The 15,076-nt window shown below is 34.1% G+C and carries 13 protein-coding genes and 1 pseudogene; 9 read left to right on the top strand and 5 right to left on the bottom strand.

All coding sequences use genetic code 11. The annotated features are described in order from the left end of the window. Positions 1 to 481: 481 nt before the first annotated feature. Positions 482 to 598: pseudogene (locus DES36_RS12775) on the top strand (phosphomethylpyrimidine synthase ThiC); the annotation flags it as partial. Positions 599 to 741: 143 nt separating this feature from the next. Here DES36_RS12775 and DES36_RS12770 read toward each other — a convergent pair. Beyond that, positions 742 to 1,800, bottom strand: coding sequence for a GGDEF domain-containing protein (locus DES36_RS12770; protein ID WP_170128306.1), 1,059 nt, complete (start codon positions 1,798 to 1,800; stop codon positions 742 to 744). 588 nt (positions 1,801 to 2,388) lie between these two features. Here DES36_RS12770 and DES36_RS12765 point away from each other — a divergent pair. Then, complete coding sequence (locus DES36_RS12765; protein ID WP_170128305.1) at positions 2,389 to 3,402, top strand: GGDEF domain-containing protein; 1,014 nt, start codon at positions 2,389 to 2,391, stop codon at positions 3,400 to 3,402. Between the two features lie 97 nt (positions 3,403 to 3,499). On the opposite strand, the gene DES36_RS12760 is transcribed toward DES36_RS12765, so the two are convergent. The 4 genes from DES36_RS12760 to DES36_RS12745 all read right to left on the bottom strand — a co-directional run bounded on the left by DES36_RS12760 (position 3,500) and on the right by DES36_RS12745 (position 7,649). Further along, a complete protein-coding gene (locus DES36_RS12760; protein ID WP_113921595.1) occupies positions 3,500 to 3,997 on the bottom strand; it encodes a hypothetical protein in 498 nt (165 codons plus the stop codon). A 385-nt stretch (positions 3,998 to 4,382) separates the two neighbouring features. Continuing rightward, the gene (locus tag DES36_RS12755; RefSeq protein WP_113921594.1) at positions 4,383 to 5,816 is read right to left on the bottom strand and encodes a HesA/MoeB/ThiF family protein; all 1,434 of its coding nucleotides are present in this window, start codon (positions 5,814 to 5,816) and stop codon (positions 4,383 to 4,385) included. A gap of 4 nt (positions 5,817 to 5,820) precedes the next feature. Then, positions 5,821 to 6,186 carry an iron-sulfur cluster assembly scaffold protein gene (locus DES36_RS12750; protein ID WP_113921593.1) on the bottom strand — a complete coding sequence of 122 codons (366 nt, stop codon included), beginning with the start codon at positions 6,184 to 6,186 and terminating at the stop codon, positions 5,821 to 5,823. A gap of 650 nt (positions 6,187 to 6,836) precedes the next feature. Then, the gene (locus tag DES36_RS12745) at positions 6,837 to 7,649 is read right to left on the bottom strand and encodes an alpha/beta fold hydrolase (protein ID WP_113921592.1); all 813 of its coding nucleotides are present in this window, start codon (positions 7,647 to 7,649) and stop codon (positions 6,837 to 6,839) included. Positions 7,650 to 7,870: 221 nt separating this feature from the next. Here DES36_RS12745 and DES36_RS12740 point away from each other — a divergent pair, with 221 nt between their 5' ends. The 7 genes from DES36_RS12740 (at position 7,871) to DES36_RS12710 (ending at position 15,071) form a co-directional block, all read left to right on the top strand. Next, positions 7,871 to 8,893: an ABC transporter substrate-binding protein gene (locus DES36_RS12740; protein ID WP_113921591.1), complete on the top strand. Its 1,023-nt coding sequence runs from the start codon at positions 7,871 to 7,873 to the stop codon at positions 8,891 to 8,893. After that, the gene (locus DES36_RS12735; RefSeq protein ID WP_113921590.1) at positions 8,880 to 9,641 is read left to right on the top strand and encodes an ABC transporter permease; all 762 of its coding nucleotides are present in this window, start codon (positions 8,880 to 8,882) and stop codon (positions 9,639 to 9,641) included. Before DES36_RS12740 ends, DES36_RS12735 begins: the two co-directional genes overlap by 14 nt. Continuing rightward, positions 9,625 to 10,221, top strand: a complete 597-nt coding sequence (locus DES36_RS12730) for an ATP-binding cassette domain-containing protein (RefSeq protein ID WP_113921589.1) — start codon at positions 9,625 to 9,627, stop codon at positions 10,219 to 10,221. The genes DES36_RS12735 and DES36_RS12730 overlap by 17 nt, the downstream gene beginning before the upstream one ends. 385 nt (positions 10,222 to 10,606) lie before the next feature. Next, positions 10,607 to 11,692, top strand: coding sequence for a ribosome small subunit-dependent GTPase A (rsgA, locus tag DES36_RS12725; RefSeq protein WP_113921588.1), 1,086 nt, complete (start codon positions 10,607 to 10,609; stop codon positions 11,690 to 11,692). A gap of 305 nt (positions 11,693 to 11,997) precedes the next feature. Continuing rightward, positions 11,998 to 12,348 carry a DUF2200 domain-containing protein gene (locus DES36_RS12720; RefSeq protein WP_113921587.1) on the top strand — a complete coding sequence of 117 codons (351 nt, stop codon included), beginning with the start codon at positions 11,998 to 12,000 and terminating at the stop codon, positions 12,346 to 12,348. Positions 12,349 to 12,495: 147 nt separating this feature from the next. Further along, entirely contained in the window at positions 12,496 to 13,359 is an 864-nt protein-coding gene (locus DES36_RS12715; protein ID WP_113921602.1) for an AAA family ATPase, read from the top strand. Positions 13,360 to 13,517: 158 nt separating this feature from the next. Continuing rightward, positions 13,518 to 15,071: an ABC-F family ATP-binding cassette domain-containing protein gene (locus tag DES36_RS12710; RefSeq protein ID WP_113921586.1), complete on the top strand. Its 1,554-nt coding sequence runs from the start codon at positions 13,518 to 13,520 to the stop codon at positions 15,069 to 15,071. Positions 15,072 to 15,076 lie beyond the last annotated feature (5 nt).

Raw genomic sequence — 15,076 nt, 5'->3', positions numbered from 1 at the left:
AGAATTCACAGTCATTGCAATATGGCTTCACCACATGATTTTGAAAAAATAAATGCTGGTTAATCGATTCATGAATATATTAAGTTTTTGTTGTCCGTTTTCTTGACAGAAGACCAATGACTCGGCAGTCAGGAGACCTGCCAGATAATTATAAATATGTGAATAACGGTAAAGTTCACAGTCTGTAGACTGTGGACTTTTTTTTATCGTGAAATAACGAGCCAAATGGTTGCTCACAAATATTTCGCTATAGCTTACATTCAATCGTCTTTCGCATTACTGGTGCTCTTGGGCAAGTCTGCCATGGATATTACTAATGCTTCTCTACGTCGATACGCTCCTTGACAAGCAAAGTAGCTTGTTTGTTCCGTTTAACCAATGAATTAAGTTAAACCTTAATTATAAATGTAGCATAGCTACAAAATCTACAAAAGGAGGAAAACGATTCACGGTAATCGCATGAAGGGATCGTAAAAACATCTGTGGCATAGGAAGAGGATTAGATATTAAAGTAAACGCACTGTTTGGAACATCTAGTGATCGAGATCAAATGTCAATGGAAGCGAGAAAATTAAAGATTGCAGAAGAAGCAGGTTGTTAAATACATATAAGCACAAAACTTCAGCTTTTCGCTGTGGACGACCAACACAAAGTTTTTTGTGTCCTCAGTTTTTAGAGTACTAATAGGGGACACTACTTGATAATTCGCTGTTTTTACAATTTGGATTTAGAAATGGCATATCATTTCATTACTACTTGATTGCGCCCATTTAGTTTAGCTTTATACAGACATTGATCAGCTCTATCGAGTATATCTTCTATTGTGTCTTCAAATCGGGAGGCTGTTACCCCTATGCTAACCGTAATGCTAACGTCATAATGAAAACGCAATGAGGATATTGCGTGACGAATACGCTCGGCAATTTGACTAGCATTCGTAGGAATTTGAGTGAGTAAAATTATTACAAATTCTTCTCCACCATATCGCACCACTACATCACATTTTCTTAGTACACTTTTTATACCTTGTACGCAAGCAAGTAATACATGATCTCCAAACCCATGTCCGTAAGTGTCGTTAACCTGTTTGAAGTGATCAATATCTAGCATGAGTACATAAATTGCATTCCCTGTTTGCCTTGATGTATCCAATTCGCACTGCAAAAAAGATGTCATAAACCGCCTATTATATGCTCCTGTCAGTGCGTCGCGAATACTTAGTTCAGCTAAGGTATCATTTTTATCTGCAAAAATATTGCTAATAAATGTGGTTAAAATCGATAAACCAGTAAAGGTCAGGATAAGTGCCACTATCAGGTCGATTAGTAGGTCATAGGAACTGCGATGGAAGGTGACTGTTTGAGGGAATTGAAAGCTTATTATGATACATACTAACCAAGTTAATATATTTAATACTATAATAATCATGCGAGTTTTGCCAGAAAAAACGATACCTAGTAAAAAAAGGGCTAGCTGAGCAAATAACAAGGCAGTGCCGTCATATCCAGCAGTTTGAAAATACATTAATGGTATATAGATAAAAGCAATAAATAACAAATGTGGCTTTAATATGATTAAGCGGATACGTGGGATTACAAATATTATAATGGTACAAAAGATAATATAAGACCATTGCAGGGCTTGACCAAATAGCCCTTTGTTAAGCAGGGTATTTGTTATGCCTGAAATAATTGACAGAAAGTAACTTTCAAAGAAAAAAATCATGTATACTCGATACTCTAATGAAAATTGTTTGCCAAAGTAATTTTGTATCAAGAATTGCTTTAAACGTTCTATCATGGTATTGGCCATTCCTTTCTGTGAAAGAGGAAGATCTTTTTTAGCGATCAGAACGGATTTCAAAAATATTTAAATAAACTTAATTATTCAACTTTCCTACCAATAAAAGTGTGCTGAATACTTGATAAATATGTTCACAGCTGATATCCAAATGTGATTAAAAGTAAACTACAATATAGGATGAGTATTAAGTCCTTATTTGGGCAATATTTCCAAACTTAAGGTGGAAAAGTTGAGTTGATTATATCACAAATAACACATCAATAGGTACACTTTGAAGTGATTTGATATTTTTTACAAAACAAAATAATGTACAAGAATTATTGTGAAAATATTGTAATTTATTGTTGGATGTATGATAATAATACAATAGAAGTACTATTGGGGACATATTTGTTGTCGTTACATAGAGATTTATACAAATTAATCTCGTATGGTAATTAAAAACGTTATAATTATTGATTCATAGAAAAATAAATTGATAATAAGACACGGACCTTATTAAGAATAGGAGGAGCCAGTACGGACGTCTACTATATATTATATATCACCATAATTGATTTTGCTGTACTGCTGATAATGAGCGTCATGGCTCATTCCAACGCATTAATGAAACAAAAGCAAAAGAATAGTTTTATTCTATCGTTTATTCTCATCGGAATCATTTCCGTTATGGAAGTTATTTCTGTATGGGCAGACGGGAATCCGCAGAAGTTTTGGTGGATAAATATACTTTCAAACTATCTTGGATTTGCCCTGACTCCCTGGGTCGCATTCATACTGGGGGCTGCTATTGGTGGGTTTAGGAAATCAAAAGCCTTATTTTATATATTTGTGGCGTACGATGTATTTTTAGCGATCTCCATCCCCTTTGGTTGGATATTCGGTGTAAGTAAAGACAATATATACTTTCGTGGAGAATTATTTGGATTGTACCTTGTAATATATATGTTGGGCATTGTTTATCTGCTTTTTGAAATCATCCATTTGACGAAGAAATATCAGAATAAAAATCGACTATTACCGTATCTGATTTTCTTACTATTAGTCTTTGGTACAACGATACAGGTTATAAATCCAGATGTTCATGTTACCTGGCTTTGTGTCACCCTTCTCTCTAGCATTTACTACATCTACTGTAATGAGCTGTGGCAGCAGGTTGATGGCTTAACGGGCCTTTTAAATCATAAAAGTTATCTGAATACAATATATACTCTTAATAGGGATGCAATGTTGTTGGTTTTTGATATTGATCGTTTTAAAGAAGTAAATGATACCTATGGGCATCAGATGGGAGATAAATGCTTAATCTGCGTTGCAGATTGTATAAAAGAGGTTTATGGTGATTACGGGCTTTGTTTCCGTATTGGCGGTGATGAATTTTCGGTATTGTTATTTCACAATACTGAAAGAATTGAATCTATAAACAGTGCATTTTGTGATAAACTTACAGACTGTCGTAAAGATATAAAAGAATTACCTTTAGTATCAATAGGATATTCAAGATACTATAAAGGTGACAACATTGATGACGTTATCTATAGTGCAGATAAAAAAATGTATCAGTTTAAGAAAAGGCGCAAAAAGGAATGCAGTCAATGATTAAAGCGCAAGTATCAACGGCTCGCTAGGGATGGGGAAAAGTGGGTGTAGTAACCTATACTCTACTAATATTTAGTAGAGCATAGGCTTTGTTTTGTTATACTTTAGGACATATAACAATAATTTGATATGGTGTAGTTTGAGCAGGTATACTTCTTGTAGTTGGTCCGTATACAATGATTAGATTACGATTAGCAGGGTTGTTAGTAAAGAATTGGTCATTTTCTAGTATTATCTGAGTAAATGGTGTAAGGTTTAGTTTTAAAGTACCGTCACTACTTACTAACTGATTATCAAAATAATCTACCTTCACATTTATATCAGGTACAAGTCTTGACATAACAATTGCCTGATATTGCGGTGGGAAAATTAAAGGAACGGGAGCATTTGCATCATAAAATCCTATAACAGTATATCCTATTTTCATTTGTGCATGGTTTACGAAGTAGGTTGCTGGCGTTATTACGAAGTTAACGATATCTCCCTCGCTGTTTTGAACAGTCATTAGTTTATTACATCCTATTAATTCTCCAGTGCTTGTAAAAAAATCGTTAATCATGATAAGAGTGCCTTGGAATGAACGGAAAGTTGTCATCTTTATTCCTCCATATATAAGAATACTTTGCCATATAGTATATGAGACAAACACGTGGGAAGGAACCCCGAAAATGGTATATATATTTGAGAGACGACAAACACTTGGGACGAGACCACATGATACCAGCGAACTATCAGGGGCTTGCCCTTTTTTATTGCGCATAATTATCTATAATTACAGAAAGTTTAAATTCATCAGAGTAACAAATAGGGGACACATTTCGTGCGCTGCTAAGGTGGAATCCAAGTAAGAGAGATTACTTGAAGATCGTTTGCTATACAAATGATGGTCGAGGGTCCACTAGGATTTAGCGTTAACCCTCAGCCTAGTAAAACATAGGAACAGAAATGAATTAATTCATGCAGAAATGGAGGAGTGTTGATTAATCGAGTACATTATCATTACAGGAAAGCCTATACTCCTTAATTTCATCAATTGTTGGATGTTCACCGCACAAGGGGCATTCAGGGTTCTTGTCAACATTGATTATTGTGATATCCCTGTCTAAAGCATCATACATAAGTATTTTATCTTTAAGAGTTACACCTATATCTCCAATCAACTTAATAGCTTCAGCAGCTTGTATAAAGCCCATGATTCCAGGGATAGGCCCAAGAACTCCTGTTTCAGCACAAGATAATCCATTGGTTGAAATATCCGGAGTTAAACATCTATAACAATGCCCTTTATCAGGAACAATAGTCGTATTTGTGCCGTGGAACCTTAGAACCCCTGCTTCAATATCAATTTTTTTTGCAAAGTAACAAGCATCATTAATAAGGTAACGGGTTTGAATATTATCAACGGCTGATATCACAATATCGTAATCATTTACCATATCAGATACTTCTTTGTTAAAATCTATATTATAAGTGTTGATATTGATATAAGGGTTAATTGCATTTAAAAACAATTTAGCTGATTCGACTTTTGGCATCCCTATTCTAGAAGCAGAATGAAGTATCTGTCTGTTAAGGTTGCTGATTTCAACAACATCACTGTCAACCAAACCAATTGTCCCTACACCAGCATATGCAAGTGCAAAGGCTGCAGGTGAGCCTAGACCTCCTGTACCAATTATAAGCACCTTTGATTTAGACAATTTTTCGTTTATATCATTATAATCGATATCTATCCTCTCATCTTTATTATCCCTAATATACATGTCTATCTTATCTAGCCTAATATTATTCACTTCCATTGTAAGGATATCAAAATATAGCAAGTCATTTAGTACATCATCTAATTTTAAACATAATTTTATTCCCTCAACAACACATATAGTTCCCAAAATAAAATCCGTAATTAATTTTCCATAGGAATTATGTTTAATATCGTTTTTCTTTGTTTTATTGAATTTTTGAAACATTGAAATAAATTGATTATATATCTTTTCTTCATCAAATGATTGAAAAAAGCCTTTCCACTCAGTTGTAATTGCGACAACAGTTGGAATAAAAGCCTTATCTTTCATGATACTAATTTTTTCACTGAAGAAGTCATCAGAGCCTAATATTATCTTAAAATTTGCTTCTTCTACTAAGTGTTCTGAATCAATAAGACAAATTTCGATGTCATTGTTTAAATCATGAATATTTTCCAATAAATCATCAAAATTATTTTCATCATCTAGAGAACAATATATTTTACCTATTCCTGAGGCAGCCAAATAATAAATCATTGGAGACAATTCCTTCATTGATTCTCCATATACAAGTACAATTGATTCTAAAAGTTTTTTTTGTCCAGGACCACTTATTTCAGGCATAATGATATGTCTTAAATATCTGCTGATTTGTTCCTTAGCTAATATCATTACATCACCCCTTTGACTTATAATTGACTATAGCATTATGAAGTGCATCTGCAGCAGTGTTAGAGCATTTTAACTTCTCCGGTGGAAGGCCTCCTAATGCATTTGCAACATCCTCATTTGTAATAAGTAAAGCTTCATTTAATGTTGTCCCCTTTGCAATTACCGTAATCATGCTACTTGCTGCAATTGCTGCTCCACATCCGAAAGTCTTAAACTTTATGTCTGTTAATACATTATTAATAACTTTAATATAAATAGTAATATTATCACCATCTGATGCGTTTACTACTTTGCCGATTCCGTCAGCATTAGATATTTCCCCTGTGTTTCTGGGATTTGAAAAATGGTCTAGAACAATGTCATTATACATTTTGATAAGCACCCCATTATTTAGTTATTATAGTATCATTTATGTATGAACTCCTAATTGTTTTGTTTAATTCATAGTAATTATGATTCCGTACCTATACGTCCATACTAGCCATTCGGTTCAAACTATTGCCAGCAGTCTGAGTATTGTATTTAAATATAATACCTTTTTAGATTCTTAGGCATAATGTCCGTAATCCTATCAGTTAGTTCATCTGCATATATGGCCTCTAGCCTAGAAAGCATCCAATATGATTAAGAATATTATTAACAAAATTATATCAAAGTTTCCTAGAAAAGCAACAAATTTTGAGGTAGATATTTGCGAAATGAGGTAAATTTAACTGTAAATATCTAGGATACTTATAGTTAGAGAATTTTTTATCTTATGAAATCACTTCTGGCATGCTTAAGGAGATGTTCATTTCATGTATAGTAAGAAAAAATTAGATATTGCAATAAACAGAGAGGTATGTGCAAAATAAATTTATGCATAGAGCCTCTCATAGGTTAGATCTAGACTTTAAAAGGAAATAAAATTGAATAGTATTAATATGGAAAATGTAGGGTTTACTGAAGAATTTGCACAGGAATTTAAAATAAAATCGATTTCTGAATAATACGGTATTTCTTAGATTCTATCCTAAAGAATTATCCCTCTATAAAATCAATCAATTCTTTATTAAATTCATATTTCTGATCATAAAATGACCCATGCCCACTATAATAAAACGGTATGAGCTTAGAATTTCGTATCCCTTGATTTTGTATTTCCCCTAGTTGGAATGGAACAACTTTATCATGAATTCCATGAATGATTAGTGTTGGCACATCTATAGTTTTTAAGTCACCAAATAGTTCTTCACGTAACCAGGTATTTGCAATAGCAGCTGTTGACCATCCTGTTGCCTGTAAACCTAATTGTAAGAACCAATAAGAAAATGGCGTAGTTATGTATTTAAAGAAAAAAATATCTCCAAAATCACTCAGCATTTTTGGTCGATCTGTATACGTTCCCTCAATGATGTTGGTCACTACTTCTCGATCAATCCCATATGGGAAATTAGGACGTTTAATAAGGCTAGGAGCTGCTGCTGCAAAAAGAGCGAGCTTAGATACTCCATATCCATTATGCCTAACCATATATCTAATAGCTATTGCTCCACCAGTTGAATGACCTGCTAAAACAAAATTACTTAATTTCAGATTCTCAACTACTTCTCTAACATCATCAGCTAACCGATTGTAATCGTACCCTGTCCACGGTTTATCTGATTTACCAAATCCTCTTTGATCTATACCAATACACCTGTATCCACCTTTAGGAAGGTGATCAAATTGATATTCAAATAATTCATGACTTCCAGGCCAACCATGTAGAAATACAATTGTTTTATTACCTTTTGGATTTAGATCTTCTACATAAAGCTTTATATTTGATTCTACGGTAATATAATATCCCATCAAAATCCCTCCACAAATAATTATATTGATAATCTATTCACCTAAGCAGGAGCTTATGATTAAATATAGGTAGACCATATAGCAAAATGATTATAAAAATGTTGTAATATATTGTTGGATATATGATAAGATGAAATAATAAAAAATTCACAGATGTGCCCTATGGGATATATGTGAATCTATAACAAAAAATTGCGAATACATAAAAGGAGAGGAAACAAATGAAGAAATCATTTATAGTATTATTAATTTGCATCATGGGGTTTTCTATGTTTGCATGCTCTACAGATAAAGTTGCCCCTGGTGATGAGGGGGAGGGTGAACAAGTAAATGAGGTTGAGGATTCAAAAGAACCTGTGAGGGTCGCTTCTCTTAAGGGACCTACATCTATGGGCCTAGTAAAATTAATAAATGACGAAGAAGAAAAGGAAAACAGTTCTTATGAATTTAATATTGTGACAATGGCTGATGAAATCGTTACAGGTATCTCAACTGGCGAAATTGACATTGCAGCATTACCAGCAAATTTAGCTTCTGTTTTGTATAATAAAACAGGAGGGCAAATAAAGGTGGCTGCAGTTAATACACTAGGTGTTTTGTATATTGTGGAAAATGGTGAGACTGTCACTGATTTTGAGGATTTAAAAGAAAAGACCATAATCACAACAGGAAAAGGTCAAGCACCAGAGCTTGTTTTAAACTACCTCTTAACGCAAAATGGACTTGTTCCGAATAAAGACGTAACCATTGAGTTTAAATCTGAGTCCACTGAAGTTGCTACAATCTTATCCAGTGAAGAAAATGTAGTAGCTGTGTTGCCAGAACCTTTTATTACATCAGCAAAGATGAACAATGACCGTATTCGAACGGTGTTTGATATGACAGAAGAATGGAGTAAATTGCAAGATGAAGACGGTAGCTCTCTCGTAACTGGTGTGCTTGTGGTTAGAGATGAGTTTCTCAAAGACAATAAGGAGCAGTTTGATGAATTTTTGACTCAATATGAAAAGTCAATAGCATTTACCAATAACAATATAGATGAGGCTGCAGCATTAATCGACAAATATGGAATTATAAAAGAAGGTGTAGCAAAAACTGCAATACCTAAATGCAATATTTCTTATGTCGATGGTTCTAAATTGGTACAAAGTCTAGGAGGATATCTAGATATACTTCATGAAGCAAATCCTCAATCCATAGGAGGAAAATTACCTGACGAGGAATTTTATTATGCAAAAGAATAAAGTTATAATGTATACCATCCCAATTGTATTTTGGGGTGGTATATGGTATTTTGTATGTGCAATAATCAATAATCCACTGCTGTTACCAAGCCCCCTTGCCGTATTTACATCGCTCATTCAGCTCATCTATGACAAAGTTTTTTGGTTGAATGTGAGTAATTCATTAATGCGAATTGTGCTGGGATTTGTCCTTGGTGTAGCACTTGGTATGATCTTTGCTGTTCTTTCTCATATGAGCAAACTGTTTCGACTTATCATTAATCCCTTGATAAGTGTTATCAAAGCCACACCTATGGCCTCTATAATCATCCTCCTCTTAGTTTGGATTACTTCGAAAAACCTTTCTGTAGTTTTAGTTCTTTTAGTCGTACTACCTAATATTTACAGCAATACTTTAAAAGGTCTTCAACAGGTAGATCCTAAACTGTTAGAGATGGCATTTGTCTTTAAGATGAATAAGCGAAATAGAATTAGATACATCTATTTACCAAAGGTTATGGAATTTTTGCTTCCAGCAGTAAGCTTTAGTTTAGGATTTTCATGGAAATCTGGTATTTCTGGAGAAGTGCTTGCACAACCTGTCAATACGATTGGGGAGGCCTTGTACTATTCAAAAGTCTATTTGAACACGCCAGCTCTATTTGCCTATACTCTATTTATCGTAGGTATTAGTATCGTTATGGAAAAAGTAATTATTCGCTTCATAAAAGGCTTTGAGAAAGGAGTTTCTTATGAAAGTAGAAATTGAGGTATCTAATCTATATAAAACTTATGGAGAAATCGTCGTCTTTAATCATTATAACTGTACCTTCTATTCTCAAAAATATAATTGTATAACTGGTCCATCAGGTATGGGCAAGACGACACTATTACGGATGCTTATGGGTCTAGAAGGCTACGATAGGGGGGAGATTACAGGAATAGAAGGAAAGAGATTTTCATGTGTATTTCAAGAAAACAGACTCCTAGAAAACTTTACTGGATTAGAAAATATAAACATGGTATTAGGTAATAAAAGAGAAGAGAAAGAAATACTAAAGGAATTTGAAAATGTAGGATTGTATAATAGTAGGCACCTTCCCGTGTATACATACAGCGGTGGAATGAAGAGGCGCCTTGCCATAGTTAGAGCCATCTTAGCGGATTACGATATCATTGTCTTAGATGAACCATTTAAGGAGTTAGATGAGAAAACCTATCTAAAGTGTCTAGATTATTTTGAAGAAAAGACAAAAGGCAAAACGGTCATTTTATCTACCCACAACCTATATGAAATGGAGCGCTTTGGAGATCATAAAATTGACATAGAAAGTAATATAATTCAATAAAAAACTATCTCTAAGTATTGCTGGCTTAGGGACAGTTTTTTCATATAGCTTCTCGCTAAAAGTTTTAGAGATTCACAAGGGACTTGACATTTTGATATGCTCCCTGTAAGACTTAATTTTGTTTGTGCTCACTTTCATGTAATATGAAAGATATAATATACAAGAAGATATGTCAGATAAAATCTGTGAGAAATTATTAGCCTTCTGTAAATCCTAGATTGTTAAGTATTATGATATAATAATTTTATAAGCAATGAAAGGAGATGTTCATTTTATGTATAGCAAGAAAAACTTGGATATTGTAACAAGCGGGGAGGTATGTGCAAAATAAATTCGTGCATAGAGCCTCCCATAGGTTAGATTTAAACTTTAGGAGGAAATAAAATTGAATAAAATTAATATGGAAAATATAGGACTTACTGAAAAATTTGTACAGGATTCTAAAATATATAAAGATCTTTATATTGGCCGAGTTTCATCACAATATAAAAATGTGTTTAAAGTGATTACGAAAAATGGTGAAATTGTCGCTGAGATCTCAGGTAAATTTCATTATAATGTTAAAGAGCATTCGGAATACCCTAGCGTTGGGGATTTTGTTATGATTGATAGAACAGATAATTTACAAGGAAACGGGATTATTCATCACATACTTCCACGAAAAAGTGCTTTTATACGTAAAACTGCAGGTTCTAAGGAAGATATTCAGGTTGTGGCTACGAATATTGATACTGTATTAATTTGTATGTCACTAAACAATGATTTTAATCTTCGTAGGCTAGAGCGTTACCTTGCTATTGCTTGGGATAGCGGGGCAACACCAGTTATTGTGCTCACAAAATCAGATTTATGTAAGGAAGTAGACATTAGACTTAACGAAATATATTCTATTGCAATAGGTGTAGATGTGCTTGTTACAACAAGTACATCTGATGAAGGGTACCAATCATTAAAAAAATATCTTTCTAGTGGTAAGACCGTTGCATTTATTGGATCATCTGGAGTTGGAAAATCCACTTTAATCAATTGTCTTCTTGGTGAAAGCATACTAGGCACAAATGGGATAAGAAATGATGATAAGGGTAGACATACGACTACAAGGCGTGAACTAATGGTGTTGCCGAATTTGGGGGTTGTTATTGACACTCCTGGCATGAGGGAACTTGGAATTATTAGTGCGGATTTAACAAAATCCTTTTCTGATATTGATAAGCTTGCTTCTGAATGTAGATTTAACGACTGTACCCATAAAAATGAGCCTAATTGTGCAGTGCAAGAAGCAGTTAAAAATGGTACTTTGTCAGCTGAAAGATTAGAAAGCTATTGGAAACTTCAAAAGGAAACGAGATATGAAGGCTTGAATTCTAAAATGATTGAAAAAGAAAAAGTGAATGAAATGTTTAGTGGTATGGGTGGAATGAAAAACGCCAGGAAATTTATCAAAGAACAGAACAGAAAGAAAAGAAGATAAAGTTTTTGGGACTATTAACCTCAAAAATACCGAAAGTACACGAATCTATAGCATCAATTATAAGTTAATTCACTTTCTCGACATACAATAGGGAACATATTCGTGCTTTATAAATAATGTTTTAAAAGAGATAGCAGTATACTTTTCAAGAGAGCCACTATGTTCCTTTTATAGAGCCATGATGTTAGTCTGAGAGCCCTCACTATTAAAGTGGAGCTCTCTAGCTGTTTTTTATGATCCATTTTACTAGTTGTTCATGCGATAAGGGACACATTTTAAGAATTTATTATAAGGGAGAATGTATTATGACCGAACATCGAATTTATACAACAAGTTTTGCAAAAGTTTATCCTCTTTATGTTACCAAGGCGGAGAAAAAAGGACATAGAAAAGCCGAAGTCGATGAAATCATCCGCTGGTTGACAGGGTACAGTCAGGAAGAATTAGATGCGCATTTAGAAAAAGAGACAGACTTTGAGACTTTTTTTTCAGAAGCCCCCCAACTGAATCCCTCCCGGTCTCTGATTAAAGGTGTGATCTGCGGTGTCCGAGTAGAAGATATTGAAGAGCCGATTATGCAGGAAATTCGTTATTTGGATAAGTTAATCGATGAATTAGCAAAGGGTAAAAAGATGGAAAAGATTTTGCGGAAATAAAGTAAAGGTAGAATATTTAAGGATTCAGTTTACAATAGGGAAGAAAAGATAATGTTTCCTTATATGATTGTAGGGGATAACTATGATAAGATAAAATAATAAAAAAATGAGATGTGTTCCTTATGGGACAAAAAGGTTTGTGATTTAATGATTTATTTAGAATATTTTCAATTCCCAGATGATGGTACTGAGTTTGATTTTCTCATGCAAGAAAAGAGAACTTGCTATGATTCTTATTATCCATTTAAAGTTTTATCTAGGAAAGAATTCCAACGGGTTGACTTCGAGCCTATAACCATTTTATATGGAGGTAATGGTTCGGGAAAGACGACAGCTTTAAATATTATAGCCGAAAAACTAAAAATCTTAAGAGAATCTCCTTTTAATAAATCAAATTTCTTTGATGATTATCTCAACCTATGCGAGATTAGTATCATTGAAGATGTGCCTGGTGCAAGTAGAATTATTACAAGTGATGATGTTTTTGATTATATGCTCAGCATCCGTATGATTAATGAGGAAATTGATAACAAGAGGGAAGAAATATTCCAGGATTATCTGGATACAAAATATTCGGATTTTAAGATGACTTCTCTAGAAGATTACGAAGAACTGAAAAAAGTCAACCAAACACGTCGAAGAACACAGTCAAAATATGTACGCCACAAGCTTATGGATAACATTCGTGAACTTTCTAATGGTGAAAGTGCCTTTTTATATTTTACAGAGAAAATCTCAGAGAATAATTTGTATCTATTAGATGAACCGGAAAATAGTCTTTCTCCAGAAAATCAACTTAAATTAGTCAAATATATTGGAGAGGCCGCACGATATTTTGACTGCCAGTTTATCATTTCAACTCATTCCCCTTTTCTGCTAGCAATAGAAAGGGCTAAAATATACGACTTAGATGAGAGTCCAGTGACAGTTAGGCCCTGGCATGAATTGGAGAATATTCGCATTTATTATGATTTTTTTCAAAAGCATAAAGATAAATTTGAGAAGAAATAAACACGATATGTTTTAGCTCAAGTTTTTTGTCGATGCTATGTTTACTGCCCCAAAAATGTATTTCTATACTTAACTATTGTTAATTAACCTTAGAACAGGTAAGATATAAAAGCAAAATACTGCATGATGAATTGTGAACGAATCGGAAAGGTGATTAAATGAGCATATTAACAGTAAATAACTTGAATCACAGCTATGGTGGCAGAGAAATTTTAAAAGATGTATCCTTTAGACTTTTAAAAGGGGAGCATGTAGGTTTAATAGGAGCAAACGGCGAAGGTAAATCCTCCTTTATGAACATAATAACAGGTAAGCTTGAACCTGATGAGGGCCAGATAGAATGGGCAAAGAGAGTTAGAGTTGGATACTTAGACCAACATGCTGTTCTTGAAAAGGGTATGAGCATCAGAGATGCCCTTAGAGGTGCTTTTAAGTATCTATTCGACATGGAGCAGGAAATGCAGGATTTATATATGAAGATGGGCGAGGTATCTGAGGATGAATTAGCTGCTATAATGGAAGAGGTAGGAACCATTCAGGATATCCTAGAGCATAATGACTTCTATATTGTTGACTCAAAGGTAGAAGAAACAGCTAGAGGACTGGGACTGGATGACATAGGATTAGAAAAAGATGTAGACGACTTAAGTGGTGGTCAGAGAACTAAAGTCCTTTTAGCAAAGCTACTTTTAGAAAAACCGGATATCCTTATGTTGGACGAGCCCACCAACTTTTTAGATGAGCAACATATCGTATGGCTTAAGAGATATCTTCAGGAGTATGAAAATGCCTTTTTACTTATATCTCATGATATTCTATTCTTAAATAGCGTAGTAAACCTTATATATCATATAGAGGGTAAAGAAGTAACCCGCTATGTAGGAAATTATAACGATTTTGAAAGAGTTTATGAAGCTAGAAAATCTCAGCTAGAAGCAGCATATAAAAGACAACAACAGGAGATTACAAAGCTTGAGGATTTTGTTGCTAGAAATAAAGCTAGGGTTGCAACAAGAAACATGGCTATGTCCAGACAGAAGAAGTTGGATAAGATGGATATTATAGAGTTGGCAAGGGAGAAACCAAAGCCGGAGTTTAAATTTAAGGAAGGAAGAACTGCAGGAAAGCTTATATTTGAAACTAGAGATTTAGTCATTGGATATGATTCTCCACTGTCTAAACCATTAAATCTTACAATGGAAAGAGGCCAAAAAATCGCCATAGTAGGGGCAAATGGTATTGGTAAGACTACTTTTATAAAATCTATATTAGGGCAAATAAAGCCTTGTAAAGGTGAAGTAGAATTGGGAGATACTTTGGAAATTGGATACTTCGAGCAGGAGATCAAGGGAAAGAATCATAGGACGTGTATAGAGGAGATATGGCAAGAGTTTCCTAGCTGGAACCAGCATGAAATAAGGTCAGCGCTTGCTAAATGCGGACTAACTACTGACCATATTGAGTCTAAGGTGATGGTGTTAAGTGGTGGGGAGCAAGCCAAGGTAAGACTTTGTAAGATATTAAATAGAGAGACGAATATATTACTTCTAGATGAGCCTACAAACCATCTAGATGTAGATGCAAAAGAGGAATTAAAAAGAGCTTTAAAGGACTATAAAGGCGGGATACTACTAATATCTCACGAACCGGAATTCTACCATGATGTAGCTACTGAAATCTGGAATCTTGAGCAGTACACAACAAAGCTTTAAAATCT

The organism is Alkalibaculum bacchi (genome assembly GCF_003317055.1).
Classification (GTDB): Bacteria; Bacillota; Clostridia; order Eubacteriales; family Alkalibacteraceae; genus Alkalibaculum; species Alkalibaculum bacchi.
The sequence above is the reverse complement of the archived record's forward strand: the minus strand, read 5'-3'. Positions and strand labels throughout refer to the sequence as shown.

Bases quoted from the DNA above. Each gene is read 5' to 3' on its own strand.
- DES36_RS12770 (WP_170128306.1), bottom strand. From the start codon at position 1,800: ATGATAGAACGTTTAAAGCAATTCTTGATACAAAATTACTTTGGCAAA.
- DES36_RS12750 (WP_113921593.1), bottom strand. From the start codon at position 6,186: ATGTATAATGACATTGTTCTAGACCATTTTTCAAATCCCAGAAACACA.
- DES36_RS12715 (WP_113921602.1), top strand. From the start codon at position 12,496: ATGATTTATTTAGAATATTTTCAATTCCCAGATGATGGTACTGAGTTT.
- DES36_RS12735 (WP_113921590.1), top strand. From the start codon at position 8,880: ATGCAAAAGAATAAAGTTATAATGTATACCATCCCAATTGTATTTTGG.
- DES36_RS12710 (WP_113921586.1), top strand. From the start codon at position 13,518: ATGAGCATATTAACAGTAAATAACTTGAATCACAGCTATGGTGGCAGA.
- DES36_RS12745 (WP_113921592.1), bottom strand. From the start codon at position 7,649: ATGGGATATTATATTACCGTAGAATCAAATATAAAGCTTTATGTAGAA.
- DES36_RS12740 (WP_113921591.1), top strand. From the start codon at position 7,871: ATGAAGAAATCATTTATAGTATTATTAATTTGCATCATGGGGTTTTCT.
- DES36_RS12720 (WP_113921587.1), top strand. From the start codon at position 11,998: ATGACCGAACATCGAATTTATACAACAAGTTTTGCAAAAGTTTATCCT.
- DES36_RS12765 (WP_170128305.1), top strand. From the start codon at position 2,389: ATGGCTCATTCCAACGCATTAATGAAACAAAAGCAAAAGAATAGTTTT.
- DES36_RS12755 (WP_113921594.1), bottom strand. From the start codon at position 5,816: ATGATATTAGCTAAGGAACAAATCAGCAGATATTTAAGACATATCATT.
- DES36_RS12730 (WP_113921589.1), top strand. From the start codon at position 9,625: ATGAAAGTAGAAATTGAGGTATCTAATCTATATAAAACTTATGGAGAA.
- DES36_RS12760 (WP_113921595.1), bottom strand. From the start codon at position 3,997: ATGACAACTTTCCGTTCATTCCAAGGCACTCTTATCATGATTAACGAT.